This is a genomic window from Streptomyces scabiei 87.22 (assembly GCF_000091305.1).
Lineage (GTDB): Bacteria > Actinomycetota > Actinomycetes > Streptomycetales > Streptomycetaceae > Streptomyces > Streptomyces scabiei.
In genome coordinates this window covers 1,278,193-1,303,857 of record NC_013929.1, presented here as the reverse complement: position 1 = coordinate 1,303,857, position 25,665 = coordinate 1,278,193, and the positions used below count along the sequence as shown (strand labels likewise).

19 protein-coding genes and 1 pseudogene are annotated in these 25,665 nt (G+C 71.6%); 9 read left to right on the top strand and 11 right to left on the bottom strand.

Annotated features, from left to right (window positions below; genetic code table 11):
* Positions 1 to 18: 18 nt before the first annotated feature.
* Positions 19 to 690 carry a class F sortase gene (locus SCAB_RS05495; RefSeq protein WP_037726952.1) on the bottom strand — a complete coding sequence of 224 codons (672 nt, stop codon included), beginning with the start codon at positions 688 to 690 and terminating at the stop codon, positions 19 to 21.
* A 344-nt stretch (positions 691 to 1,034) separates the two neighbouring features.
* On the opposite strand from SCAB_RS05495, the gene SCAB_RS05490 reads away from it, so the two are divergent.
* Complete coding sequence (locus SCAB_RS05490) at positions 1,035 to 1,526, top strand: hypothetical protein (protein WP_012999054.1); 492 nt, start codon at positions 1,035 to 1,037, stop codon at positions 1,524 to 1,526.
* 93 nt (positions 1,527 to 1,619) lie between these two features.
* Here SCAB_RS05490 and SCAB_RS05485 read toward each other — a convergent pair whose 3' ends face one another.
* From SCAB_RS05485 to SCAB_RS46855, 3 genes are all read right to left on the bottom strand, one after another.
* A complete protein-coding gene (locus tag SCAB_RS05485; RefSeq protein ID WP_012999053.1) occupies positions 1,620 to 2,138 on the bottom strand; it encodes a hypothetical protein in 519 nt (172 codons plus the stop codon).
* A gap of 228 nt (positions 2,139 to 2,366) precedes the next feature.
* Positions 2,367 to 3,131 (bottom strand): bestrophin-like domain, encoded by a 765-nt coding sequence (locus SCAB_RS05480; RefSeq protein WP_078580059.1) that lies wholly within the window; start codon positions 3,129 to 3,131, stop codon positions 2,367 to 2,369.
* 16 nt (positions 3,132 to 3,147) lie between these two features.
* Positions 3,148 to 3,771: a hypothetical protein gene (locus SCAB_RS46855; protein WP_231884897.1), complete on the bottom strand. Its 624-nt coding sequence runs from the start codon at positions 3,769 to 3,771 to the stop codon at positions 3,148 to 3,150.
* 274 nt (positions 3,772 to 4,045) lie between these two features.
* Here SCAB_RS46855 and SCAB_RS05470 point away from each other — a divergent pair, with 274 nt between their 5' ends.
* The 3 genes from SCAB_RS05470 (at position 4,046) to SCAB_RS05460 (ending at position 8,371) form a co-directional block, all read left to right on the top strand.
* Positions 4,046 to 5,053, top strand: coding sequence for an SCO0930 family lipoprotein (locus SCAB_RS05470; RefSeq protein ID WP_012999050.1), 1,008 nt, complete (start codon positions 4,046 to 4,048; stop codon positions 5,051 to 5,053).
* A 364-nt stretch (positions 5,054 to 5,417) separates the two neighbouring features.
* The gene (locus SCAB_RS05465) at positions 5,418 to 6,230 is read left to right on the top strand and encodes an SAM-dependent methyltransferase (protein ID WP_012999049.1); all 813 of its coding nucleotides are present in this window, start codon (positions 5,418 to 5,420) and stop codon (positions 6,228 to 6,230) included.
* Positions 6,227 to 8,371, top strand: coding sequence for a putative bifunctional diguanylate cyclase/phosphodiesterase (locus tag SCAB_RS05460; RefSeq protein ID WP_012999048.1), 2,145 nt, complete (start codon positions 6,227 to 6,229; stop codon positions 8,369 to 8,371). The genes SCAB_RS05465 and SCAB_RS05460 overlap by 4 nt, the downstream gene beginning before the upstream one ends.
* A 149-nt stretch (positions 8,372 to 8,520) precedes the next feature.
* Here SCAB_RS05460 and SCAB_RS05455 read toward each other — a convergent pair whose 3' ends face one another.
* On the bottom strand, positions 8,521 to 9,405 hold the full coding sequence (locus SCAB_RS05455) for a LysR family transcriptional regulator (RefSeq protein ID WP_012999047.1): 885 nt from the start codon (positions 9,403 to 9,405) through the stop codon (positions 8,521 to 8,523).
* A gap of 93 nt (positions 9,406 to 9,498) precedes the next feature.
* On the opposite strand from SCAB_RS05455, the gene SCAB_RS05450 reads away from it, so the two are divergent.
* From SCAB_RS05450 to SCAB_RS05430, 5 genes and pseudogenes are all read left to right on the top strand, one after another.
* On the top strand, positions 9,499 to 10,224 hold the full coding sequence (locus SCAB_RS05450) for a succinate dehydrogenase (protein ID WP_046773914.1): 726 nt from the start codon (positions 9,499 to 9,501) through the stop codon (positions 10,222 to 10,224).
* Between the two features lie 2 nt (positions 10,225 to 10,226).
* Entirely contained in the window at positions 10,227 to 12,185 is a 1,959-nt protein-coding gene (locus SCAB_RS05445) for a fumarate reductase/succinate dehydrogenase flavoprotein subunit (protein WP_012999045.1), read from the top strand.
* On the top strand, positions 12,182 to 12,931 hold the full coding sequence (locus tag SCAB_RS05440; RefSeq protein ID WP_012999044.1) for a succinate dehydrogenase/fumarate reductase iron-sulfur subunit: 750 nt from the start codon (positions 12,182 to 12,184) through the stop codon (positions 12,929 to 12,931). Before SCAB_RS05445 ends, SCAB_RS05440 begins: the two co-directional genes overlap by 4 nt.
* A gap of 325 nt (positions 12,932 to 13,256) precedes the next feature.
* Complete coding sequence (locus SCAB_RS05435; RefSeq protein ID WP_012999043.1) at positions 13,257 to 14,027, top strand: GNAT family N-acetyltransferase; 771 nt, start codon at positions 13,257 to 13,259, stop codon at positions 14,025 to 14,027.
* Between the two features lie 4 nt (positions 14,028 to 14,031).
* A pseudogene (locus tag SCAB_RS05430) lies at positions 14,032 to 14,799 on the top strand (lysophospholipid acyltransferase family protein); the annotation flags it as partial.
* A 61-nt stretch (positions 14,800 to 14,860) separates the two neighbouring features.
* Here SCAB_RS05430 and SCAB_RS05425 read toward each other — a convergent pair.
* The 6 genes from SCAB_RS05425 to SCAB_RS05400 all read right to left on the bottom strand — a co-directional run bounded on the left by SCAB_RS05425 (position 14,861) and on the right by SCAB_RS05400 (position 25,533).
* Positions 14,861 to 15,910 carry an LLM class flavin-dependent oxidoreductase gene (locus SCAB_RS05425; RefSeq protein WP_012999042.1) on the bottom strand — a complete coding sequence of 350 codons (1,050 nt, stop codon included), beginning with the start codon at positions 15,908 to 15,910 and terminating at the stop codon, positions 14,861 to 14,863.
* A 107-nt stretch (positions 15,911 to 16,017) separates the two neighbouring features.
* Positions 16,018 to 21,210 carry a family 43 glycosylhydrolase gene (locus SCAB_RS05420; protein WP_012999041.1) on the bottom strand — a complete coding sequence of 1,731 codons (5,193 nt, stop codon included), beginning with the start codon at positions 21,208 to 21,210 and terminating at the stop codon, positions 16,018 to 16,020.
* A 260-nt stretch (positions 21,211 to 21,470) separates the two neighbouring features.
* Positions 21,471 to 22,430 carry a GNAT family N-acetyltransferase gene (locus SCAB_RS05415; protein ID WP_012999040.1) on the bottom strand — a complete coding sequence of 320 codons (960 nt, stop codon included), beginning with the start codon at positions 22,428 to 22,430 and terminating at the stop codon, positions 21,471 to 21,473.
* A gap of 287 nt (positions 22,431 to 22,717) precedes the next feature.
* On the bottom strand, positions 22,718 to 23,485 hold the full coding sequence (locus SCAB_RS05410; RefSeq protein ID WP_012999039.1) for an FAD:protein FMN transferase: 768 nt from the start codon (positions 23,483 to 23,485) through the stop codon (positions 22,718 to 22,720).
* A gap of 4 nt (positions 23,486 to 23,489) precedes the next feature.
* On the bottom strand, positions 23,490 to 24,230 hold the full coding sequence (locus SCAB_RS05405) for an FMN-binding protein (protein WP_012999038.1): 741 nt from the start codon (positions 24,228 to 24,230) through the stop codon (positions 23,490 to 23,492).
* Between the two features lie 16 nt (positions 24,231 to 24,246).
* Entirely contained in the window at positions 24,247 to 25,533 is a 1,287-nt protein-coding gene (locus SCAB_RS05400) for a ferredoxin reductase family protein (protein ID WP_012999037.1), read from the bottom strand.
* Between the last annotated feature and the right edge of the window lie 132 nt (positions 25,534 to 25,665).

Here is a 25,665-nt window from a genome sequence, read left to right as displayed (position 1 = left end):
CCGGCCGGGGGAAAGCTTTCAGCGCACCTCGACCAGGCGGGCGAAGACGACGACGTTCCCGTCGTAGCCGTTCTGCTTGGAGAAACCACCGCCGCAGGTGATGACCCGCAGTTCGGGAATTCCGTTGTTCCCGTAGACCCGGTCGCCCGGGAAGTCGTTCTTCGCGAACACCTCGATGCCGTAGATCTCGAACACGGCGGTCTTCCGGTCCGCGCGCAGGATCTCCACCCGGGAGCCCTTCTTCAGCGCCCCCAGTCCGTAGAACACGGCGGGACCCTGGTTGTTGTCGACATGGCCGACGACCACGGCCGTGCCCTTCTCGCCGGGGGAGACCGCGCCGGTGAACCACCCGGCGAGATTCGGATCCCGGGCCGGCGGCGCGTCCACCCAGCCCTGCGTGTCCAGCCCGACGGGCGTGGCCGGCGCGTCGACCCTGATCGACGGGATCCGCACCCGGTCCACCATGGCGTACGGCAGCGGGTCGGGAACATCGGTGAAGGTCCCGTGCGGGGTCCGGCGGCCGTCCGCGGCCGCGGCCGACGCGGGCTGCGGCGGGCCCACGTCGAACTCCCCCGAGCCGTTGCGGATGAGAGCAAGCCCCGTCAGCAGAACAAGCGCTATCACGCCCCAGGGGGCACGCTTCTTCCGCGGCACCTCCCATGCGGACTCGGCCGGTCCGGACGAAGACATATCCCATCCCCTCTCGACCCGGCCGTCGCCGTGTCCCTCGCGCATACGGAAAAGCTAAGCCTGCCGCACGGCGAAGGCGACGGGGCAGGTGCGAACGGGTGGCGGGGGCGGGGGATCCTGCGCCATCCGGGTTCGCCGCCCCGAGGAATTTCCTGACGGTCCGTGACCTGCGGCGATATCCGATCGTACGGAGATATCCCGGCGTGTCCCTCCCCAGGAACTCACCAGGACGGACCAGCGCCGAAATGCGGGCCCGCCCACGGCATCTGAGGGTCTTTTTCGGGAGGCGTTTTCTCGCCGATCGACCGGGGACGGGACCCGGGGCGTCTTCCGCGGAGGATCACATGCGTACTACTCGTGTCCTGGCGGCCTCGGCCGCCGCGGTCGCCCTGGTCGGCGTGGCCGCGCCGACGGCCGCCGCCTGGGACCAGCCGAGCGCGGTCACGGCCGCCCCCAACGTCATCGCCCGCGGCGGTCAGCTCGTCCTCACCGTCAGCGGCGGTGACGCGTGCGCGATCGCCGGCAGCACCATCGCCTCGAACGCCTTCCCCACCACCAACCTCAGGTCCATGGGCGGCCCGACCGCCACGGCCGCGGTACGGGTCAACGCCGACGCCGCTCCCGGCTCGTACAGCGTCACCACCAACTGCGAAGGCAGGCGCAAGACGTTCACCGGTGTCTTCACCGTGATCGGCGGGGTCCGCGGCGGCCTCGGCGGCAGCAGCTCCACCGGCGCCACGGCGACCGACATGGCCATCGGCGGCGGCCTGGTGACGGCCGCGGTCGTCGGCGGTGGCGTGTTCTGGATGCGTCGGCGCGCGGAGAACAAGGTCTGAGCCCCGGCGGCACACGCGGCACGGCTCTTCGCCCCGGACCCTCACGGGTTCCGGGGCGAAGAAGTGTGCGAGCGGCGCCGCCATGGGCGCCCGTCAGGAGTGGCCGCCCTCCTCGGGGCGGCGACGCGCCCGGTGCCAGGCCACGCCCAGGGCCCCGGCGACGAGCGCGGCGCCGAGGCCGATCTCGTGCGCGTCGAAGCCCGCGACGGTGCCGCCTTCGCCGGCGTGGGAACCGCGGGTGGGGTAGTGCGTGGGGTGATGCGTCGGGTGGCCGGAGGAGATGGTGAGATCCGTGCGGCCGCTCTCGTCGCCGCACTGGAACAGCACCTCGTACACCGTGCCGGGCCGGGCGTCCCGGTCGACGGTCGCCGTGGCCGAGGAGTGGCCCCGGGGAATGACGACGGCGTCGAAGGCGCCGGAGGAGACGGTCGTCCTGTGGTGGCAGCCGTCGACACGCAGCAGCACCTGCCCGCCGGGGGCGACCGTCGAGGGCGCGACGCCGAAGCCGAACGACGTGATGTCGCCGGCCCGTGCCGCGTGCGCGGCGGGAGCGGTGAGGGAGAGGGCGGCCGCGCCCAGCAGAGCGGCCGAAGCGACGCGTATCGCGCGCATGATGAGCCTCCGGGTCCCCGAGGAGCCTGCCGCGGACCGGTTCCGCCTGCGTCTGAAATGCACCTCGATGACCGAAACGCTAGGAAGGCGCGCCCGGTGGCGCGATCGCAGTAGCGCGAATGGGGCACGCGTGTGCTCCGCACAGGGGACCGGCACGGGTACGGCCGGGGGGCCGGGCGCGGCGTGCCGCCCGTCCCCCCGGCCGTACGGCCGCGCGGGTGCGTCGCTCTATCGGTCCGCGTTCGGGAACAGGCTCAGGAACGGATCGGCCGTGGCCGACAGGCCCCGGCTGTAGGGCGCGTCGAAGTCCCAGACGAGGAACAGCAGGAACGCGATGAGGGCGGAGAACAGACCGGCGAGGATCAGCTCGCGCGGCGTGCGCCGGATCTGCAGGGCGAACACCATGCCGACCGTCACGACGGCCCCGATGATCAGGCCGAACCACACCACGCCGGGCATGGTCTCGCCGGTGGAGTCGGCGCGGCTGCCGCGCGCGGCGTCGGCCGTGGCCACCTGGTCGAGCAGCGGCTGGTACGCCTGTGCCTCGAAGTCGTCACGCGGTTCGTAGTCGGTGACGTCGTGGCGGACGGTCTCGAACAGCTCGGCGCCGCGCTCGGTCACCTCGCCCTTCTCGGCCATGACCTTCCACTCGGTGGACACGACATGGCCGACGTAGGCGTCGATGTCGCCGCGGATGCGGTCGCGCACGTCCTCGGGGTACACCCGCACCCGCTCGCTGATCTCGTGCAGGGCCTGCGCCTCGGCCTGGACCTGGTCCTGGGCGGCGCTGCGGGCCTCCCAGACGCCGGCGATGGCGAGACCCAGCACGATGGCGTACACCACGCCGATCATCATGGTGATGTACTCGATGACGTCCGGGGTCTCGGACGGGTCCTCGTCCGCCGGCGCGGCGTGATGCCGTACCAGGGCCACGAGGAGGACGACCACACAGGCCGCCCCCATCGCGAGGGTGAGAACAAGCCATTCCGACAAGAGGTTCCTCCAGGGATCAGCGGGGGCGCAGTGCGGCGGCGGCGAACACCGCGGGCACGGTGACCAGCAGGGCGAGCGAGACGAGGGACGGGCCGGAGCGCTTGGCAGCGGAGTGGGTCGGCGCGCGGTACGGCGGATAGCTCACCGGGGTCGGCGAGACCTCCGGGCGGACGCTGGGCGCGGGGTCGGGCCGTGCCTTCGGTTTCGGCGCGGGAGTCGGGGTGGGGGCGGGCCGGGGTGTCTGCGTGACGGGCGGCGGGGGAGGCGGGGGCGCGGCCTTGCGGGGCGGGGCGGGCGTCGGCCTCGGGGGCGGCGGGGGGTCCGGGGCCGGGTCGGGGGTGGGTGTGGGCGACGGCGGTCTCGGCCGGGGCGGGGGCGCGGGGGTGGGGGGCGGCTCCGGCGGGCACGACGGCGACGGAGTCGGCGGGGGCGGGGGTGGGGGCGGCGGGGTCGGCTCGCAGGAGTCGGTGCCGCCGACCGCCACGGCGACCGCGCCCCCGCCGCCCGGGCCGACGTCGGCGTACGCGCAGGCGTCGGCGGCCGCCGGGCCGCTCGGTGCTCCGGCGAGGAGCCAGGTCAGTGCGAGCAGGGCCGACAGCCGCAGGGCGAGAGCGGACCGGGTCCGCTGGGGTCCTTGCACGTCGCAGATCATCCGTGCTCGCGCGCCCGCGTACGCGGGAGCACGGGCCGAATGCTCCGGACGAGGGAAAAACGGACCTCGAAGGTTTGAGTGCGGATGCACCGTGCTGACCCCGTTTTCGAACCCTCCGCAGGCGGACGGCCGGTGCCGTGTCACAGCTTTCGGAAAGAAATTCGCGCCACGTTGAACACTTCGGCCACCCCCGCCCGTACCTAGGACCAGCAAGCGGCGCACTAGGGCGCTGCAACACCCACCGGATATACGGGGAGTTGGAATGAAGACCTCCTGGCGGAGCGCCTCGCTCGTAGCGACAGCTGCGGCTGTACTGGTGCTGACGACGGCGTGCGGTCAGGAACAGGGGTCGACGTCCTCGCAGAACGTGGGCGCCGCTTCCAGTCCGACGCTCGGCGCCGGCACCATCGCGGGCACCGGTGCCGGTACGGCCGGTGTCGGCGCGGCCGGTTCCGACACGTCGGACCAGGCCCAGTCCACCACGGCGGCCTCGGCGGGCCAGCTGACGGTGTGGAACAGCGACGAGTACGGCAAGGTCCTCACGGACAGTTCCGGCCGCACCCTGTACCGCTTCGACAAGGACTCCTTCGAGCCGCCGAAGACGACCTGTGAGGGCGAGTGCGCCACCACCTGGCCGCCGGTTCCCGCCTCGGGCGCCACGGCCGCCGAGGGTGTCGACCAGGCCCTGCTCGGTGAGGTCAGCCGTCCCGACGGGACCAAGCAGCTGACGGTCGCCGGCTGGCCGCAGTACTACTTCGCCAAGGACACCAAGGCCGGCGACATCAAGGGCCAGGGCCTCAAGGGCTCCTGGTTCGCCTCGGCGCCCAACGGCAAGAAGGCCTCCACCAAGGGTGGCGGTGCCGGCGGTACGGGCGGCACCGGCGGAGGCGGTGGCGGTGCGGTCGAGCAGGCCGGCCTGACCACCCGCAAGGACGCCAAGCTCGGCGAGATCGTCGTCGACAAGAACGGCATGACGGTCTACCGGTTCCTCAAGGACAAGCAGTGGCCGATGTCCACCAAGTGCACCGGCGCCTGCCTCGACAAGTGGCCCGTCGTCGCCCCGGTCGACAAGAACGACACCAAGGGCATCCTGCTGAAGGGCTACACGGTCTTCGACCGTCCTGACGGCTTCAAGCAGCAGACCATCAACTGCATCCCGCTCTACACCTTCGCCAACGACAAGTCGCCCGGCGACACCAACGGCCAGGGTGTCGGCGGTACCTGGTTCGCCATCAACGGCGACGGAGAGCCGATCGGCGCGCAGCAGTAAGGACACCTTCCCCAGGGTGGACCGCCTCGCCATTCACATCACCGCACGCGGAAGGGAGTGGACGAGAAGAGAGTGCCGGACGCACCACACCAGCGCGGCCGATCAGGTCCGCCCCCTCCGCACCGCACGGAGGGGGCGGACCGCTTGGCATGCCCGGACACGCCCGAACAGGGGTGTCCGGGCGCGGTGTTCTCCGGCCGCCGGCCGAACCGGCACGCCCGGGCCGTCGGTTGAGCGGCCACCCCTGCGGAGATCTTGAACGGACGGTCAATTTCCGTTTTTACTCGCTCCTTCGGCGGACGATCAGTAGCCTCAGCTCGAACACCGGATCGCCCACGTCACCCCGAAGCGTTGGAGTACACAGATGGAGCGTCCCGCCTGGGCGCCGCGGAGCATCGACATCTCGATGCCGTCCGTGGCACGCATCTACGACTACTACCTGGGTGGTTCGCACAATTTCGAGGTGGACCGGGAAGCGGCCCGCAGGGCCATGGAGTTCGTCCCGGGACTGCCCAAGATCATGCAGGCGAACCGGGCGTTCATGCGCCGCGCCGTGCGCCACGCGGCCGACGCGGGCATCACCCAGTTCCTGGACATCGGATCCGGGATCCCGACCTTCGGAAACGTGCACGAGGTCGCCCGGGAGGCCAGCCCCGGCGCACGGATCGTCTACGTCGACCACGACCCCGTCGCCGTAGCACACAGTGAGGCCGTTCTGAAGGGGGTCGACGGCGTGGACGTGGTCGCGGCCGACCTCCGCAAGCCCCGCGAGATCCTCGAGAGCCCCCGTGTCCGGCAACTGATCGACCTGAACCGGCCGGTGGCGCTGCTCCTGGTTGCCATACTGCACTTCGTGGAGGACACGGACGACCCGTACGGGGCGGTGGCGCAGCTGCGCGACGCGCTCGCGCCCGGCAGCATGATGGTCGTCTCGCACGCCTGCAGCGAGGGGATCCCGCTGCCCGCGGAGCGGGCGGCGGCCATGGTGGACGTGTACAAGAACATTCGCAATCCGCTGACCATGCGCTCGGCCGACGAGGTCGCACGGTTCTTCGAGGGGTACGACATGGTGGAACCCGGAGTGGTGCCGATGGCGAAGTGGCGGCCCGACACGGCTTCCGAGGACGAGGATCCGTACGCCTACGCCCAGTTCGCCGGCGTGGGGACCAAAGCGTGAGGGCGGAGCCGGACGGGCCGGAGGACAGACTCCGCCGGTTCGCGACCATCTGGAGCCGCGCGGTCTTCCCCGCCACCTCCACGTCGCTGACCCGGCCCGAGTTCGAGGAACGCCTGCTGCCGCTCGCCCGCAGCCTGAGCGAGGCACTGCGGGCGAGGACGTACGACGCCGGAGCGGGCAGGGCCGTCGGCGCCGCCCTCGTCGAGGCGCACTGCACCGAACCCGACGCGCTCAGCCAGACCCTGGACTGCGTCGACGCCTATCTGGTGCTCTACTGCGGCGGCGACGGACCCCAGGAGGACCTGCGGGCCCGTGCCGGACGGCTGCAGTCCGCGATGGCCGCCGGGTTCGCCGAGGCCCTGCGGCAGCGGACGCTGGCCGAGCAGGAGGCCATCGCCCGTGCCGCGCTGGAGGCCCAGGGCGCGGTCGCCCTGGCGCTGCACGCCACCGAGGCCAGGTTCCGCGCGGTGTTCGAGGGCGCCGCCATAGGCATCGGCATCGCCGACCTCGACGGCAACATCCTCCAGGTCAACGGGGCGCTGCTGCGCATGTTCGGGCTCACCGAGCAGGCGATGCGCGGGCGCCGCGTCCCCGAGTGGAAGCACGCCGAGGACGCGCCCCAGGTGTGGCGCCTGTACGACGAACTGGTCGGCGGCGAACGCGAGCACTACCACACGGAGAAGGCGTTCCACCGGCCGGACGGCACGGTCCTGTGGACCAATCTGACGGTGTCCCTGCTGCGGGACGCGGACGGCCGGCCCCAGTACCAGCTGGCCCTCATGGAGGACACCACCGAGCGCCGGCTGCTCAACCTCCGCCTGCGCTACGAGGCCACCCACGACGCGCTCACCGGACTGCCCAACCGCACCCTGTTCTTCGAGCGTCTGGAGAAGGCCCTCGCCGCGGGCGACGGCCAGCGCTTCGGTCTGTGCTACCTGGACCTCGACGGCTTCAAGACGATCAACGACAGCCTCGGACACGCGGCCGGCGACCGGCTGCTCGTCGAGGTCGCCGACCGGCTGCAGTCCTGTGCGACCGCGCCCGGCGAGATGGTCGCCCGGCTCGGCGGCGACGAGTTCGTGGCCCTGACCACCGGCACCGACACCGAGCGCGAGGTCGACGATCTCGCCGACCGCATCATGAACGCGCTGGTCACCCCGGTCCGTATCGAGGGCCGTGAACTGCTGGTCCGCGGCAGCATCGGCATCGTCGAGGGCCCGGCGGGGGAGCGCGGCCCGGCGGAGGTGCTGCGCAGCGCCGACATCACGATGTACCGGGCCAAGTCCGCGGGCGGCAACCGCTACGAGGTCGCCGACGCGGAGGCCGACGCCCGCGCCATCACCCGGCACGGGCTCACGACGGCCCTGCCCGCCGCCCTGGACCGGGGCGAGTTCTTCATCGAGTACCAGCCGCTGGTCCACCTCGGCGACGGCACCGTGCGCGGCGCCGAGGCCCTGGTCCGCTGGCTGCACCCGCAGCACGGTGTCCTCGGCCCCGACCGCTTCATTCCGCTCGCCGAACGCACCGGCCTGATCGTCCCGCTCGGCCGCTGGGTCCTGGAGCAGTCGGTGCGCCAGGCCCGCGCGTGGCAGGAACGCGGCGGCGGCACACGGGCCGCCGGCCCGCTGCGCGTCAACGTCAACCTCTCCCCGTGCCAGCTGACCCACCCCGGGCTGGTCCAGGACACGGTGGACATCCTGGAGCGCGCCGGGCTCCCGCCGGACGCCCTCTGCCTGGAGGTCACGGAGTCCGCCCTGATCGGCGCCGACGACGACCTGCTCAAGCCCCTGCGCAGGCTCTCCGAGATGGGCGTCGACATCGCCCTCGACGACTTCGGCACCGGCTACTCCAACCTCGCCAACCTGCGCCGGCTGCCGGTCCGCGTCCTGAAGCTGGACCGGTCCTTCACCCAGAGCATGCAGCGGTTCCCGGCCGACCCCGTCGACCTGAAGATCGTCGAGGGGATCGTCTCCCTGGCGCACAGCCTCGACCTCGCGGTCACCGTCGAGGGCGTCGAGACCGGCGCCCAGGCCGAACAGCTGCGCATCCTCGGCTGCGACACCGCCCAGGGCTGGTACTACGCCCGCCCCGGCCCCCCGGACCGCCTCCACGAACTGGCCCTGGTGGACGCGACGGGGTAGGGGGTTCCTTTCTAGCCGCCGGGCTTTTCTCTGGGGGGCGCGCAGCGCCCCTTAAGGGGCGCGGGGAACTGCGCGACCAGCCACAACGAGCCCGCAGACCCGAACGGCGGCTCACCACCAACGGCGAAACAGGGCACAACACCCCACCCTCACCGCTCCACCAACATCCGCTGCAACTCCCGCGCGGCCCGAGGCGGAGCCACATCGCTGCGGTGGGCGAGGGCGATCGTGCGATGGAGGCCGGGCCGGGCCAGCGGGGTGACCCGCAGCCCCCGGCCGGCCCCGACGGCGACCATGCGGGGGACGACGGCGACGCCGAGCCCGGCCCGGACGAAGCCGAGGACGGCGTCCATCTCGCCGCCCTCGACCGCGAAGTCCGGCTCGAACCCCGCGGAGCGGCACGCGGCGACGGTGAGTTCCCGCAGGTCGTAGCCGTGGCGGAACATCACGAGGCGCTCGCCCTCCAGATCGGGGACCCGGACCGTGCGGCGGCCGTCGCCCGGCCCGGGCGCGTCCGGCGAGGAGACCACGACCAGGTCCTCGCGCAGCAGCTCCACCGTGGTGAGCGCGGGGGAGGGCGTGGGGAGCGGGAGGACCACCAGGGCCAGATCCAGCGCGCCGCGCGCCAGCTGCCGTACGAGGTCGTGCGAGCCGCCCTCCTCGATCAGCAGCCGGATGCCCGGGTAGCGGTCGTGGAAGGCGCGCAGCACGTCCGGGAGCAGGCCCGTGCACAGGCTCGGGGTCGCGCCGAGCCGGACCCGGCCCCGCCGCAGCTGGACCAGCTCCTGCACCTCGTGCCGGGCGGTGTCCGTGTCGGCCAGGATGCGGCGGGCCAGCGGCAGCAGCGCCTCACCGGCGTCCGTCAGCGTGATGTTCCCGCGCGCACGCCGGAAGAGGTCCGCGCCCAACTCCCGCTCCAGCGCCTTGATCTGCTGTGACAGCGAGGGCTGTGCCACATGGACCAGCTCGGCGGCCCGGGTGAAATGACGGGTCTCGGCCACCGCCACGAAGTACTGGAGCTGCTGGAACTGCATCCCCTCACGATACGCGGCGATAGTCTCTAGCTATCAAAACGAGCCGCTTCATGTCTTGGACCGATGGGGTGCGGTGGTTCTAGCGTCTGTCGTATGGCTCTGGCAACGCGGACGGACCGGGCGGACCGGACGGAACGGAAACCGTCCTTCGCACGCTCGGTGTGGGACAGCTCCCTCGGCAAGAAGACGGTGATGGCCGTCAGCGGACTGATCATGCTGGCGTACCTGGTCGTCCACATGCTCGGCAACCTCAAGATCTTCTTCGGCTCGGACGAGTTCAACGGCTACGCCCACTGGCTGCGCACCCTCGGCGAGCCCTTCCTGCACCACGAGTGGGCGCTGTGGATCGTCCGTGTGGTGCTCGTCGCCGCGGTCGTCGCCCACGCCACGGCCGCCTACCAGCTCAGCCGCCGCGACCTGCGGGCCCGGCCGAGCAGGTACGTGCACAGGAAGCGCCGGGCGAGCTACGCGACCCGCACCATGCGCTGGGGCGGCGTCATCCTCGCCCTGTTCCTCGTCTGGCACATTCTCGACCTGACGACCGGCACCGCCCACCCCGGCGGATTCGAGGCCGGACACCCGTACCAGAACGTGATCGACACCTTCTCCACCTGGTACGGCAACGTCGTCTACATCGCCGCGGTGCTCGCACTCGGCCTGCACGTGCGGCACGGCTTCTGGAGCGCCGCCCAGACCCTCGGCGCCGGCAGCCGCACCCGCGACCTGGCCCTGAGGACCACCGCGAACGTCCTCGCGCTCGTGCTGACCGCGGGCTTCGTCTCCGTACCCGTCGCCGTCATGACCGGAGTGGTGAGCTGACCATGACCCTGTCCTCCGCCTACACGGACTACACGACCGGGGCACCGGTCGTCGACGGCAAGGCCCCCGCGGGGCCGGTCGCCGAGCGCTGGGACCGGCGCCGCTTCGAGGCCAAGCTGGTCAACCCCGCCAACCGCCGCAAGCACACGGTGATCGTCGTCGGTACGGGCCTCGCCGGCGGCTCGGCGGGTGCCACGCTCGCCGAACAGGGGTACCACGTCGTCCAGTTCTGCTACCAGGACTCCCCGCGCCGCGCCCACTCGATCGCCGCGCAGGGCGGCATCAACGCGGCCAAGAACTACCGCAACGACGGCGACTCGGTCCACCGGCTGTTCTACGACACCGTCAAGGGCGGCGACTTCCGGGCACGGGAGTCGAACGTCCACCGGCTGGCGCAGATCTCCGTCGAGATCATCGACCAGTGCGTGGCCCAGGGCGTGCCCTTCGCCCGCGAGTACGGCGGGCTGCTCGACACCCGCTCCTTCGGCGGCGTCCAGGTGTCGCGGACGTTCTACGCCCGGGGCCAGACGGGTCAGCAACTGCTCCTGGGTGCCTACCAGGCGCTGAGCAGGCAGATCGCGGCCGGGAACGTGGAGATGCACCCGCGCACCGAGATGCTCGACCTGATCGTGGTCGACGGGCGGGCGCGCGGCATCGTGGCCCGGGACCTGATCACGGGGAGGATCGACACCTACTTCGCGGACGCCGTGGTGCTGGCGAGCGGCGGGTACGGCAACGTCTTCTACCTGTCGACCAACGCCATGAACTCCAACGCGACCGCCGTGTGGCGGGCGCACCGGCGGGGGGCGCTGTTCGCGAACCCGTGCTTCACCCAGATCCACCCGACGTGCATCCCCCGCACCGGCGACCACCAGTCCAAGCTGACACTGATGAGCGAGTCGCTGCGCAACGACGGCCGCATCTGGGTGCCGAAGGCGCGCGGCGACCGGCGACCGGCGAACCGGATCCCCGAGGACGAGCGCGACTACTACCTGGAGCGGATCTACCCCTCCTTCGGCAACCTCGTCCCCCGTGACATCGCCTCCCGCGCCGCGAAGAACGTCTGCGACGAGGGGCGGGGCGTCGGGCCCGGCGGGCAGGGCGTCTACCTCGACTTCGCCGACGCCGTCGCGCGCATGGGGCGGGGGGCCGTCGAGGCCAGGTACGGCAACCTCTTCGACATGTACCAGCGGATCACCGACGAGGATCCCTACGAGGTGCCGATGCGGATCTACCCGGCCGTGCACTACACGATGGGCGGGCTGTGGGTCGACTACGACCTCCAGACCACCGTCCCCGGCCTGTTCGCCGTCGGCGAGGCCAACTTCTCCGACCACGGCGCCAACCGGCTCGGCGCCTCCGCGCTCATGCAGGGCCTCGCCGACGGCTACTTCGTGCTGCCGGCCACCATCAACGACTACCTCGCCCGGCACCCGGAGCAGGACGGCATCGGCCCCGAACACCCCCTCGTCCAGGAGGTGCTGGCCGAGACCGAGGACCGGCTGAACCTGCTGCTCGCCGTCGACGGCGACCGCACGCCCGACTCCTTCCACCGTGAACTCGGCGAACTGATGTGGGAGTTCTGCGGCATGGCGCGCACCGACAGCGGCCTGCGCAAGGCCCTGGAGCGGATCCCGCAGATCCGCGAGGAGTTCTGGCGGCGGATCAAGGTCCCGGGGACGGGCGAGGAGTTCAACCAGTCCCTGGAGAAGGCCAACCGGATCGTCGACTACCTCGAACTCGCCGAACTGATGTGCCTCGACGCGCTGCACCGCGCCGAGTCCTGCGGCGGCCACTTCCGCGAGGAGTCCCAGACGGCCGACGGCGAGGCGGAGCGCCGGGACGAGGAGTTCTCGTACGCCGCCGCCTGGGAGTTCACCGGCACCGGCACCGCCCCCGTCCTGCACCGGGAAGACCTGGTCTTCGAGTACGTCCACCCCACCCAGCGGAGCTACGCATGAAGCTGACCCTGCGCGTCTGGCGGCAGCGGAACGCCGACGCCGACGGTGCCATGTCCACGTACGAGGTGGACGGCATCTCCCCCGACATGTCCTTCCTGGAGATGCTCGACACGCTCAACGAGGAACTCATCCTGCGCGGCGAGGACCCGGTGGCCTTCGACCACGACTGCCGGGAGGGCATCTGCGGAGCGTGCTCGCTCGTCATCGACGGCGACGCGCACGGGCCGGAGCGGACGACGACCTGCCAGCTGCACATGCGGTCCTTCTCGGACGGCGACACGATCGACGTCGAACCCTGGCGGGCGGCGGCCTTCCCGGTGGTCAAGGACCTGGTGGTGGACCGGTCGGCGTTCGACCGGATCATCCAGGCCGGGGGATACATCACCGCGCCGACCGGGGCGGCACCCGAGGCGCACGCCACGGCCGTCCCCAAACCGGACGCGGACCTCGCGTTCGAGCACGCGGAGTGCATCGGGTGCGGGGCCTGCGTGGCCGCGTGCCCGAACGGGGCGGCGATGCTGTTCACCTCCGCCAAGATCAACCATCTGAACGTGCTGCCGCAGGGCGCGCCCGAGCGGGAGACCCGGGTGCTGGACATGGTCGAACAGATGGACGCGGAGGGGTTCGGTGGGTGCACGCTGGCGGGCGAGTGCGCCACGGCCTGCCCCAAGGGCATTCCGCTGATGTCCATCACGAGCATGAACAGGGAGTGGCTGCGGGCCGCCCGGAAGGCCGGGACGAGGTAGCACGGTACGCGGCGGGGCCGGGCGGGCCCGCCGCGCGCCCCCGAGCGGGGGCAGGGAACGTTCGCCGACAGGTGCGGACGGGCGGGGCCGGGCGTGGTGCTCTCTCCCGGCCCCGCCAAGGTCTCGTCACCGTCGCGACACCCGCCGGTCGACGGACCCGGACGCCCCGGACACCTGGTCCGAGCCGTTCAACCTCTCCACATCCGGGCTCCCGCGACCGGTCACGCGGGTGTCAGCCGACGCCGGGAGAACTGGGGCGGCGGGCCGTACGTCCCCGGGTCCGCGCCTGACGCCGCCGAGTCGGCCCGTGTGACCAGGAGATGCCATGACCGCCTCCACCCTCGACAGCCCGCCCCGGCCGACGGCCCCCACCCGCTACACCGTCACCCTGGCCCGCGGCGAGGAGGACGTCCGCGCCGCCCAGCGGCTGCGGCACGACGTGTTCGCCGGGGAGATGGGAGCCCTGACGGCGTCGCCGCAGCCGGGACTCGACATCGACCCCTTCGACGCCCACTGCGACCACCTGCTCGTCCGGGACACCCTGACCGGACAGGTCGTCGGCACCTACCGGCTGCTGCCGCCCGAGCGGGCCGCGGTCGCCGGACGGCTGTACTCCGAGGGCGAGTTCGACCTCGGCAGGCTCGACGCGATCCGCCCCTCGCTGGTGGAGGCCGGCCGGTCCTGTGTGCACCCCGACCACCGTGACGGCACCGTGATCGGCCTGATCTGGGCCGGCATCGCCCGCTACATGGTCCAGGGCGGCCACGAGTGGCTGGGCGGCTGCTGCTCCCTCCCGCTCGCCGACGGCGGAGCCCTCGCCGCGGGCACCTGGGACCGGGTCCGGACCAGGAACCTGGCGCCGGAGGAGTACCGGGTACAGCCCCTGCTGCCCTGGGTGCCGAAGGCCGGGGCGGCGCAGGGCCGTACCGAGCTGCCGCCGCTGCTGCGCGGCTATCTGCGGCTCGGCGCCTGGGTGTGCGGCGAGCCCGCGCACGACCCGGACTTCGGGGTCGCCGACCTGTACGTCCTGCTGTCGATGCGCCGGGTCGACGCCCGCTACCTGCGGCACTTCCTCTCCCTCGTCCCGGCGGCGTGAACCGGTGAGCGCATGGCTGCCCGGCGCGCCCTGCAGCCCGCGGGCGTGCGTGACGGCGACCGGGCGGGGAGTGTCCCTGCCGCGGGCCGTGGCCCGGTTCGCGGCGGTCGTGGCCCTGGTCGCCGTCGGGGTGCTGGTGAGCCTCGCCGGACTGCGCCCGCCGTCCGGCGTCGTGCGCCGGTGGAGCCGGGCGGTCGTCAGAGCCTCGGGCGTCCGGGTACGGATCTCCGGCGCCGCACCGCCCGCCGGAGGACTGCTCATGGTCGCCAACCACGTCTCCTGGCTCGACATACCGCTGCTCGGGGCGGTGCGCCCGGCGCGGATGCTCGCCAAGGCGGACATCCGGGCGTGGCCGGTGGCGGGCGCTCTCGTCGCGCGCAGCGGGGTGCTGTTCATCGAGCGGGACCGGATCCGCGCGCTGCCGGAGACGGTCGCCCGCATCGCCGGGGCCCTGCGCGGGGGCGCGGCCGTCGTCGCCTTTCCCGAGGGGAGCACCTGGTGCGGCCGGGCGCAGGGCCGCTTCCGGCGGGCCGTGTTCCAGGCCGCGCTCGACGCCGGCGTGCCCGTGCAGCCGGTCCGCGTCCGGTACCGGGGGGCCGGGGGAGGGGCGAGCACCACGCCCGCCTACGTCGGGGACGACGCGCTGCTCACGTCGGTGTGGCGGGTGGTGTCCTCGCGCGGGATCGTCGCCGAGGTGGAGGTACGGCCCGTCGTCGCCCCGGCCGGCCGGCTCGACCGGCGGACCCTTGCGCGGGCGGCGCAGACGGCGGTGATCGACGGGCCGGCTCCGGTCGCGCCCCCGCCGGGCGCCGCCCTCGCCGGCCACGCCGCCCTCAGCGGTCGCGGGGAGAACCGTCCGAAGGTCGGGCCTCGGCCGGGGGGCGGCCGAGGCCCGCGATCCGGGACAGCCTCCGATACGAGTCCAGCAGCGCCTCGCGGTCGTACGTACTCGTCGTGACCAGGACCTCCTGGGCGCCCGTCTCCTCCACCACCGACTCCAGTGCGCGCGCGACCTGTTCCTCCGTGCCGTGCACGTGGCCGGTCAGCCCGGACTCGTAGAAGGTCCGCTCCCTGGCCGTCATCGACCGCCGCTCGACCTCCTGCGCCGGGGCGAGCGGCGGGAACGTGCCGTGGGTGCGTGAGTACGCCATGGCCCAGGCCTCCGGCAGGAGCAGACGGCGGGCGCTGTCCGGCGTGTCGGCGACGGCGACCGTGCCGGAGACGACGACGTACGGCTCGTCGGCCCACGCGGACGGGCGGAACCCGGCGCGGTAGCGGTCCACGCCCCGGCGCATCCGGTCACGGTCGCGGAGGTCGCCGATCACCAGCGGCAGGCCCGCCCGTGCGGCGATCTCGGCGCCCTCGCCCGTCGCCAGCACGAACGGGGGTACCTTCAGGCCCTCGGGAGGACGCGCGTGCACCCCGGTCGGGGACGTGCCGGCGAACCAGCCGAGCAGCTCGTCGAGCCGGCCCTCGAAGTCCTCGGCGTCGTCCTTGTCCCGGCCCAGTGCGCGGCGCACACCGTCCGTGAAGCCGACGGAGCGGCCGAGCCCCATGTCGATCCGTCCGGGGAACAGGGACGCGAGGACGCCGAACTGTTCCGCGACGACCAGCGTGCGGTGGTTGGGGAGCATGACCCCGCCGGTGCCCACCCGGATCGTGCGGGTGGCCGCCGCCACGGCCGCGGCCAGCACGGTGGGCGCGGAACCGGCCACCCCGGGCACCCCGTGATGTTCCGACACCCAGAAGCGGTGGAAGCCGAGACGCTCCGCGTGCCGGGCCAGTCGCACGGTGTCGCGCAGGGCCTCGGGGGCGCTGTGGCCCTCGCGGATGCGGGAGCGGTCGAGGACGGAGAAGCGGGTGGCGGCGAGTACGGAGGTCACACGGGGTTCAACGTCCTGGGGGTGAGGGGATTCCCCCGCCTCACGCGCCGAGCCGCGCCCGGAAGGATCCGGACGCGGCTCGGTGGTGCCGGTGTGGTGCCTCGGTGCTACTTGCGGCCGATGGTGACGCCCTTCGTCGTCGAGGCCGTCCGGTTGTCGTAGACCACCTTGCCGTCGGACTTCTTCCAGATCTTGATCTGGAAGGTGTCCGGACCGTCGGTGGCCGTGACGCGGAAGAGGTAACCGCCCTTGCCGTTGACCGTGCCGTAGCCCTGGAGGACCGCCTCGGAGCCGGTGACCACGAGCCACTCGGTGCTGGTGGAGCGGAACTTCAGCTTGGCGCCGGCGAAGTCGAACGCGACCTTGCCGGACGGCTTGTTGCCGCTCTTGCCGTACGCGGCGGTGAAGGAGAAGTCCGCCTTGCCGGTCAGCTTCGGGCCGGCCGGGTAGGCCCCGGCGGGGGAGGTGAAGCTGCCGTCACCGGTGGCGCCGCCGGCCTTGCGGTCGTAGACGACCAGCTCGGCGACGGTGTGGCTCACCGAGGCGCCGTCGTCGTCGGTGACGGTGATCACCGGCGCGAAGAGGCCGGCCGTGCGGTAGGTGTGCTCGGCCTTGCAGCTGCCGGCCGTGACCTTGCCGGCCGCCGGCTTGGAACCGTCCTTCCAGTCGATCCGGCAGGTGTGCTCGTCACGGGTGCCCGCGTCGGTGAACTTGACCCGGACCCGGGTGACCTTGCCCGTCTCCACGGTCTTCCCGCTGCTCACCGAGGTGATCTCCGGGGCCGCGTTGGTGACGGTGACGGTGGCCGTGTCCGAGCTGCGGCCGCCGGTCAGGGTGACCTCGTAGGTGCCGTTGTCGGCACAGGTGATCGTGGTCCTCGCGGATCCGGCGTCGGCGAAGACGCAGGGCGCGCCCTTCTCGGCCGTCCACTTGGCGGTGCCCGCGCCGGAGACCGTGCCGTTCAGCTGGATCTTGGAGCCTTCCTTGCCGGAGACGTCCGCGCCGGCCCGGGCGATGGTGACCGGGTCGATGCTCTCCAGGGTGGGGACGACCTTCTTCAGCAGGCCGTCGGCGTCGAACTCCAGCTTGTCGATGGTGGTTTCGCGGTGGGTGCCGTCTCCGCCCGGGATGGCGAAGCGGTGGTAGGCGATGTACCAGTCGTCGGTGCCGGGGACGTGGACCACGGAGTGGTGGCCGGGGCCCTTGACGCCGAGCGAGAGGTCCTTCTCCAGGATGACGCCCCGCTTGGTCCAGGGACCGGTGGGCGAGGAGCCGGTGGCGTAGGCGACCTGGTAGTTCTCGTCACGTGTGTCGTTCTCCGACCACATGAAGTAGTAGGTGCCCTTGCGCTTGATGACGAACGTGCCCTCGTTGTAGCCGCTGGGGGTGATGTCCGAGATCTTGGCGGAGTCGAACGACACCATGTCGTCGTTCAGCGGGACCACGTAGGCGCGGCCGTTGCCCCAGTAGAGGTACGACTTTCCGTCGTCGTCGGTGAAGACCGCCGGGTCGATCATCTGACCCGGGAGGGTTCCGGCCTTGAGCAGCGGCTTGCCGAGCGCGTCCTTGAACGGGCCGGTGGGCGAGTCGGAGACCGCGACACCGATGTTCGCGTCGGCGCAGAAGTAGAAGTAGTACTTGCCGTCGCGCTCCTCCATCGCGGGGGCCCAGGCCCTGCTGTCCGCCCAGGAGACGTCCGGACCGAGGTCCAGGATGACGCCGTGGTCCTTCCAGTTGACCAGGTCCTTGGAGGAGTACGCCTTGAACTGCGTACCGCTCCAGCCCTCGAAGCCGTCGGTGGTCGGGTAGATGTAGAAGGTGTCACCGAAGCGGACGATGTTCGGGTCCGCGTTGAGGCCGGGCAGCACCGGGCTCTTGAGCTCGCGTGCCGACACCGTCCAGGTGCGCTTCTTGCCGTCGGACCCGGTGACCTCGTACTTCACCGGCTTGGTGAAGTTCTGCGCGGTGCCGGAGGCGGGGCTGATCTTCGCTCCGTGGGCGAGGGTGAACTCCGGTGCCAGCTTGGTGAGATCGGTGCCCGGCTTCATCGGCAGCGTGACGCGGCTGCCGGCGTCGTCGATGACGGCGTCCGTCTTCTGCGCCGGGTGGGTCACCTTGGCGATGCCCGTGGTGTTGCCGCTGATCTCCAGGATCTCGGCGGGCTTCAGAGCCCGGTCGTAGATCCGGAAGTCGTCGACCTCACCGCCGAAGTACGGGTCGGGGGAGTACATGGACCGGCCGATGTAGCCGCTGTAGTCCTTGTTCGCGTCGTACAGGTCGGACGGCTTGACGGAGACGTCGGTGGCGCGGGAGACCTCGACGCCGTCCGCGTAGAGGATCGCCGTCTTGGCGCCGCCGTCGACGGTGACCGTGACATGCTGCCACTTGCCGGGGGTGAGCCGGGCGCCGGACAGCTTCTTCTCCGCGCCCCAGCTCGCCGCCGTGATGGCCGAGTAGAGGGACGAGGAACCGTTCGACGGGCTGGCGAACAGGTACTTGTTGCTGTCCGGGCCGAGGCCGAACAGCCACTGCCAGTTGTCGCCGCCCTTCCACTTCGCGTACGTGGAGACGGTGACGCTGTCGGCGCCCTTCAGCACGCCGTTCGGGATCTTGACGTAGGGCGAGCTGGAACCGCTGTTGCCGCCGGACATCTTGAACGAGCCGCCGTCGACGCCGGTCGCGAAGTCGGGGGTGCGGACATAGGTGCCGTGGTAGCCGTGGCCGCTGGAGTCACGGGCGATGCTGCCGCCCTTCTCGTCGAAGCCGTAGTGCACCAGCAGGTCGGCCGGGACGTCCGGGCCCCCGGTGGAGACCGTGACCTCGGCGCGGACCTCGATGGCCGAGTCGCCGGGCAGGTCGCCCTTCACCGTGAAGGTGCCGGCCTGCGCGTACTTCGAGGGGTCCACGTCCGCCCAGGTGACGGCGACGGGCCGCTTCGCGCCGTCGGCGAACTCGGCGATGACGGTGGCCGGCAGGACCGGGGCGTCACCGATGCGGGTCGTGACCTTGACGTCCTCGACGCTCGTGACGATCCCGTCGGGCTGGTAGGTCTTCAGCAGCCGGTCGTACTCGGACTGGGTGACCGGGAGCACGGTGCCGTGCCGGGGCTTGGACGGCAGGTCGTAATTGGTGGACGGCGTCCAGACGCCGGAGTCCAGGTCCTTCGTCTCGAAGGGGATGTAGCCGCGGCCGCCGAACTCGTCGAGGAACGCGTACCACTTGTCCTCGGTGTTCGACTTGAATACCAGCGGCCCCTCGGCGGCGCTCATCGTGCCCTTGCCGATGCCCTCGGCGACGGCGGTCCAGGAGAGGCTGCGGAGCGTGTCGCTCTTCTCCTCGAAGATGAACTTGCTGTTGGGGGTGGAGGAGCTGTTGTTCCGCTCGTCCTTGGAGAGGCGGTAGTACTCGCCGTCGTGCTGGATGACCGTGGAGTCGATGACGGAGTAGCCGCGGTCGACCCAGACCTTGGGCTCGCTGAACGTGTAGAAGTCACGGGTCGTCGCGTACATCATGCGGTTGTACGTGTCGCCGGAGTGGGCCTCGTTGTCGTACAGCTTCGACGCCCAGAACACCACGTACTCGCCGCGCTGGTCGTCGTAGTACGCCTCGGGGGCCCAGGTGTTGCCCGCCGAGTCGGGGGAGACCTTCACCAGGCGCTGGTTCGTCCAGTGCACCAGGTCGGTGGACTCCCAGACCATGATCGACTTGCTGCCGGTGCGCTGCGAGGCGTCCCAGTCGCCGTTGCCGTAGATCTTCAGGTCGGTGGCGATCTGGTAGAACTTGTCGCCCTCGGGGGAGCGGATGATGAACGGGTCGCGCAGGCCCTTCTCACCGAGCGTGGAGGTGAGGACCGGCTTGCCGTCGTTCAGCTCCCGCCACTTCAGCGGGTCGTTGCCCTTGCTGAGCGCGGCGTACAGCTGCTCGCCGTCCGAGGTGCCCTCGCCGGTGAAGTAGCTGAACATGTAGCCCTTGAGGGCTTCCTTCGCGGGCAGTTCCGGCACCTTCGCGGTGAAGGTGCGGGTGGTCTTCGCGTCGCCCTTGGTGACCGTCGCGGTCAGTGCCGCGGTCGTGTCGCCGCCGCCGTGGGCGGGACGCTTCACCACGCCGTTCGCAGAGACGACGTCCGGGTTCGCGGAGGACCATGCGACCTTCGTGCCGAAGCCGCCGTCGCCCGGGAGTGTGAGGTTGCCGCGGACGTCGTCGAGGTTGTGCACCGTCAGCGCCTCGGCGGCCTGCTTGACGGCGGTGGTGTCGTCGAACGTCGGCAGGACCGTGACCTCGAAGGACTTGGTCGCGGTCGCCGGACCCTTCTTCAGGGTCGCCGTCAGCGTGGCGTGGCCGTTCGGCTCGCCGGCGGCGGGACGGGTCACCGCGCCGGAGTTCGAGACCACGCCGGTGTTGTCGCTCTTCCAGGTGATCGTGGAGCCGCCGGCGGTACCGGTCTTCGGCAGGGTCAGGTCGGCGGTCACCGCGCTGGTGTCGCCCAGGGTGAGGGCGGCCTTGTCGGCGGCGAGGCCCTCCTCGGCGATGGGGAGCGCGAGCTGCTCGACCTCGGAGCCGGCGAGCGCGCGGTCGTAGACCCGGAAGTCGCGGATCTTGCCCTGGAAGAGCTTGTCGCCGGTGTAGACCGACTTGCCTATGTAGTTGGCGGTCGTCGTGCCCGCGCCGATGGACCCCGGGGTGGTGGTGACCGACGTGTTGCGGCCGACCTCGGCGCCGTCCTCGTAGAGCACGCCCGTGGTGCCGGTCTGGGTGTAGGTGAGCTGCTTCCACACCGAGCGGCTCAGGTTGTGCCCGTCGGAGGGCCGGGTGTTCTGCTCGGTCGACCAGTTGCCCGAAGCGATGGCCGTACGCAGTGAGTTGCCGGTGGCGAAGAGGTAGCCGTTGCCCGTGCCGCTGCTGCTGTTGCCGAAGCCGTAGATGAAGTAGGGACCGGTCTGCGCCTCGTCCATCAGCACGTCCATGGAGACGCTGATGGAGTCCATGCCCTTCATGACGTCGTTCGGCACCTTGATGTAGGTGTCCGACCCGTTGAAGGAGAGCCCCTGGCCGTTGCCCGTCCAGCCCGCGGTGCCGTTCACCGTGCCGTCGCGGCCGTGGCCGGAGGCGTCGACGGCCTTGCTGCCGGAGGTGGCGTCGAGCTTGTACCAGAGGGCCAGCCCGTCGGTGAGGCCGGCGGCGTCCGCGGCGGCCGGGGCGGCCGGCCCGGCCAGTCCCAGGACGAGTGACGCGGCGGTCAGTCCGGCGAGCGGACCCGCCCAGCGTCTCGCGCGGCCGCGCAGACGTTCGATGTACGTCATATCGAGATATCCCTGCTGAGAGCACGGCTGATGAAGGGGTGGCGAAGGCAAGGTGAACGCGAGAGGGGAGGGGTCGGGAAGAGGCGGGAACCCTCGCCCCGGGCATCCCGCTGTTTCGACCATGTGACGTCGTGTTGCGAGAGTGTCAATCGGCGTGTGCTGAGGCGTCAAGAGGTTTCGAACAATGTCCGACATGCCGAACGCAGAACCCCCGTTCCCCGGGGGACATCCCGGGAGAACGGGGGCTTCATGGACCGCGTCTACTGGACGGGGCGTATCAATTCCCAGGTGTCGACGGCGAAGTCCAGCTTCATGCCGTGCCGTTCGTAGAGGGCGAGAGCACCGGTGCTGTTGTCGGTGTCGACGCCCAGACCGATGCGGTCGCGGCCCAGCGCCGCGAAGTGACCGAAGGCGTGGCCGAGGAGCAGACTGCCCAGGCCCCGGCCCCGGGCCTCGCGCAGGACACCGATGCTGGGGATCCAGGCCATCGCGGACCGGTCGTTGCGGCTCCGCAGGGCGGCCACGTCACCGAGGCCGTCGACGTGCGCGATCCAGGTCAGGGACCAGTCGACGTGTTCGGCGTCGATGTCGTCCAGCCACTGCTCGTACGTGCGCGGCTGGAAGTCGAAGTGGTCGGCGAAGGCCGCCTGGAGCAGGGCGTGGGCCGTCCTGCGGTCCGGCTCGGCCACGCAGTCGCGCAGACCGACACCGGGCGGGAGAGTCGCCGGCGGCTCGGCGGGGGACAGGGGGCGGGCCATCACGTGGTAGCGGCGGACCGCGCGCCAGCCGCGCAAGCGCAGGGCGTCCAGGTCCATCGTGGGCGCGATGTTGAGGTGCATGTGCACGACGGCCCGGTCCGCGCCGTTGGCCGCCGCGCGCTCCACCGCGCGGGCCTCCATCAGGTCGAACAGGTGCAGGGCGCCGAGGGGTTGGTCCGGCAGCGTGTAGTGGTCCATGTCGATGCGTTCACCGCCGGACTCGTCCCACTGCAGCCCGTACGCCACCAGCCGCTCGCCGTCGAACAACAGCCAGGAGTCACGCGCCAGATCCGCCTCGGGATGCTTCAGGTCGGCCTGTACCTCGCCCAGTTCGGTCTCGGCGCGGCCGATCTCCAGTACGTCGATCTCGTTGAGCAGCGCGCACACCGCCTCCGCGTCGTCGAGCGTCGCCGGGCGCACGGTCAGGCCGGGCGGCAGGGGGGTGGGGTGTGTCGTCGTCATGGGGTCACTGTCGGGGGGCGGGGGCGCGGGCCGCAACGGGATTTCGGGCCCGCAGGGGCCTGGGCTTTCAGGGGCGCGGGGTGCGTGGTCGGGTGCGGGCCCGGTGGGGCTTCTCGCGCAGTTCCCCGCGCCCCTGAAAAGCAGGGGCTGCGCCCCAAGCTTTTCAGGCCCGCGGGGCCTTGGCTTTCAGGCCCGCAGGGCCCGGGCTTTCAGGGGCGCGGGGAACTGCGCGACCAGCCCCCACTCACCCGCACCCGGCAAAGCACGTCCGGCGCGGCGGAACGACGTCACGACGCCACGGGCAACCCCGGGGTGCGGAAGACCCGCCGCTCCGCGTCGACCGCGAACACCTCGCAGCCCTCCCGGGACGCGGCCCATTCGATGCCCTCCGCGCCCATCGCGAAGGCCGCCGTCGCGGTCGCGTCGGCCTCGGTGAGGGACGGGGCCACGACCGTGAGGCTCAGCAGGCCCGTCGCGGGGCGGCCGGTACGGCCGTCGAGGATGTGGTCCCCACGCTCGTAGCGGGCGGAGGTGGCGACCGCCCCGTCCGTGAGGGACAGGACCGTACAGAGACGGTCGGCCCGCTCGGGATGCCGTACGCCCACCCGCCACGGACCGCCGGTCGTCGCCACGTCACCGCCCGCGTTGAGGCACAGCCGCCGCGCGCCCAGGCCCGTCAGCAGCTCCGCCGCCCGCTGCACCGCCCACCCCTTCACCATGGCGCAGGGGTCGAGCCCGCGCCCCGGCAGCCGTACGTCGAACGCGCCGCCCGTGGCCACCCGGTACTCCTCGCAGAGCGCCAGCACCTCGGCCAGGTCCGGGCTGACCTCCTCCGGCGCCAGCTCGCCCCGGTCCAGCCGCGAGACCTCGCTGTCCGCCCGGAACGGGCTGAACCGCGCGTCGACCTCACGCAGCCAGGCGAACGCCGGCTCCGCTGACTCGGCGGTCGGTCTCCCCGCGCGGCCCGTGCCCCCTCCGCCGTTCGCGCTCCCGGGCTCGCCGTCCTCGACGAGCAGCGAGATCGGGAACCCCATGATGTGTTCGACGCGGCGCACCGGATCAGACCTTCGTGTCGAGGGCGGCCTGCAGGGACTCCCGGTAGCCGTCGCTGGTGATGGTGGCGCCGGAGACGGTGTCGATGTCGGCGCTCTGCGCAGCCAGCGTCTCCTTGATCAGCACCGGGACGGCCGCCTCGGTCTGCGGGTGGTTCGGCTGCTTCAGCATCGTCACCGAGGCGATCGCGTCGCCCTCGAAGGTCACCTGGACCTGGACGTCCCCCTTGGACGTGCCCACGGTCGGTCCGGCGACGGTCCGGCTCGCGCTCTCCTGCGACTCCTCCGCCTTCTCCGAGGCGCCCGACTCCTCGGTGCCGGAGTCCGTCGAGGACGCCGAGTCGGCCGAGGACGCCGTCTTCTCGTGCTCGTCGATCGTCGCCTGCAGGGACTTCCGGTAGGCGTCGCTGGTGATGGTGGCGCCGGAGACGGTGTCGATGTCGGCGCTCTGCGCCGTGAGCGTCTCCTCGATCAGTACCGGCACCGCCGCTTCCGTCTGCGGGTGGTCCGGCTGCTGGAGCATGCTCACGGCCGTGATCTTCGTGCCCCGGAAGGTCGCCTGGACCTGCACGGGACCCTTCTCGGTCTCGACGGTCGGGCCCTTGACCACGGTGGAGCCCGCCGCGGCGGAGGCCGACGGCGCCGGCTCGGCGGTCACCGTGGTGGTCGTCCCGGTCGAGGGGGTGTATCGCCAGACGGGCACCAGCGCGGCCGCGCTGAGGACCAGGGCGGGAATGACTCGTTTCACAGTGCGTTCCTGTCCCTCAGCCGGCCAGGCTGAAGCGTTCGAAGTGGATCTGCGGCTTGGGGACGTCCAGTTCGCGCAGGCTGCCGAGGACCGCGTTCATCATCGGCGGCGGCCCGCACAGGAACACGTCCCGGTCGGTGATGTCCGGCACCATGCGCCGCAGTTCGCCCGCCGCCAGCAGGTCGGGGCTGACGGGGCCGGAGACCAGGTGCAGTTCGGCCCCCTTGTCGAAGGCGAGCTGCTGCAGCTCGTCGTAGAGGACCGCGTCCTGCTCCGCGCCCACCCGGTAGATGACCACCGCGTGGCCCTCGATCTCCTCCAGCAGGGCCCGGATGGGGGTGACCCCGACGCCGCCGGCGACGAGGACGGACTCCGGCCGGGTGCGGTGCATCGCGGTGAAGGCGCCGTACGGGCCCTCGGCGAAGACACGGGTGCCGACCTTCACATGGCGCAGGGCGGCGGAGCCCGGGCCGGCGGCCTTCGCGGTCAGCCGCAGCTGCCTGCCGTCGGGCGCGGCCGACAGGGAGAAGGGGTTGGCCTGCCACCAGCGGTCCCGGGTCAGGAACCGCCACAGGAAGAACTGGCCGGCCCGCGCGGGCATCCGGTCCAGGTCCCGGCCGCTCATGTAGATCGACACGACGTTGTCCGCCTCGGGCACGACGGCGGTGACCCGCAGCTGGTGACGCCAGTTGCGCCACAGCGGCAGCACCAGCCGGCCCAGGAACACGGAGGCCAGGGCCAGGCCCCACAGCACGTACCAGTACGCCGTCGCCGTCTTCGACGAGGCGAAGGAGGTGCCCGCCGCGACCTGGTGCGTGAAGGCCAGCACCACCGCGACGTAGGTGTAGAGGTGGATGAAGTGCCAGGTCTCGTAGGCCAGCCTGCGGCGGGCGAAGCGGGCCGAGACGACACCGATCACGATGATGATGCCGAGCGCGACGATCGCGCGCAGCACGCCCTCGACGGTCTCGGCGAGGTCGACCAGCTGGCTGACCGGGTCCATGTCCGAGGACTGCGCGTACCCGAAGCTGATGAAGGTGCCGTGCGCGACCAGCAGCCAGAGCACCGAGAAGCCCGTCCAGCGGTGCCAGGAGGTCAGCCGGTCCATGCCGATGCGCCGGTCGAACCAGGGCAGCCGGGCCACCAGCAGCAGCTGGAACGCCATCAGCAGCGCACCGTACAGACCGGTCAGGCGGCCCAGCACGATGAGGGCGTTCGAGGCGAAGCCCCCCTGCACGAAGAAGAAGGTCACCACGGCCACGTTCGCCGCCAGCACCGTGTACAGACCGGTGCGGGCGACCACTTTGGGGCGTGCTCCCGGGCGGCCGACCGCCGCGGGGGGTTGGTGGAGAGTGGTCACGGTGACAGCTCCTTGATCAGGTGGGGATACGAGCTTCGCCGGTCCCCGCTGTCGTTTTCCTGTCGGACAACTTTC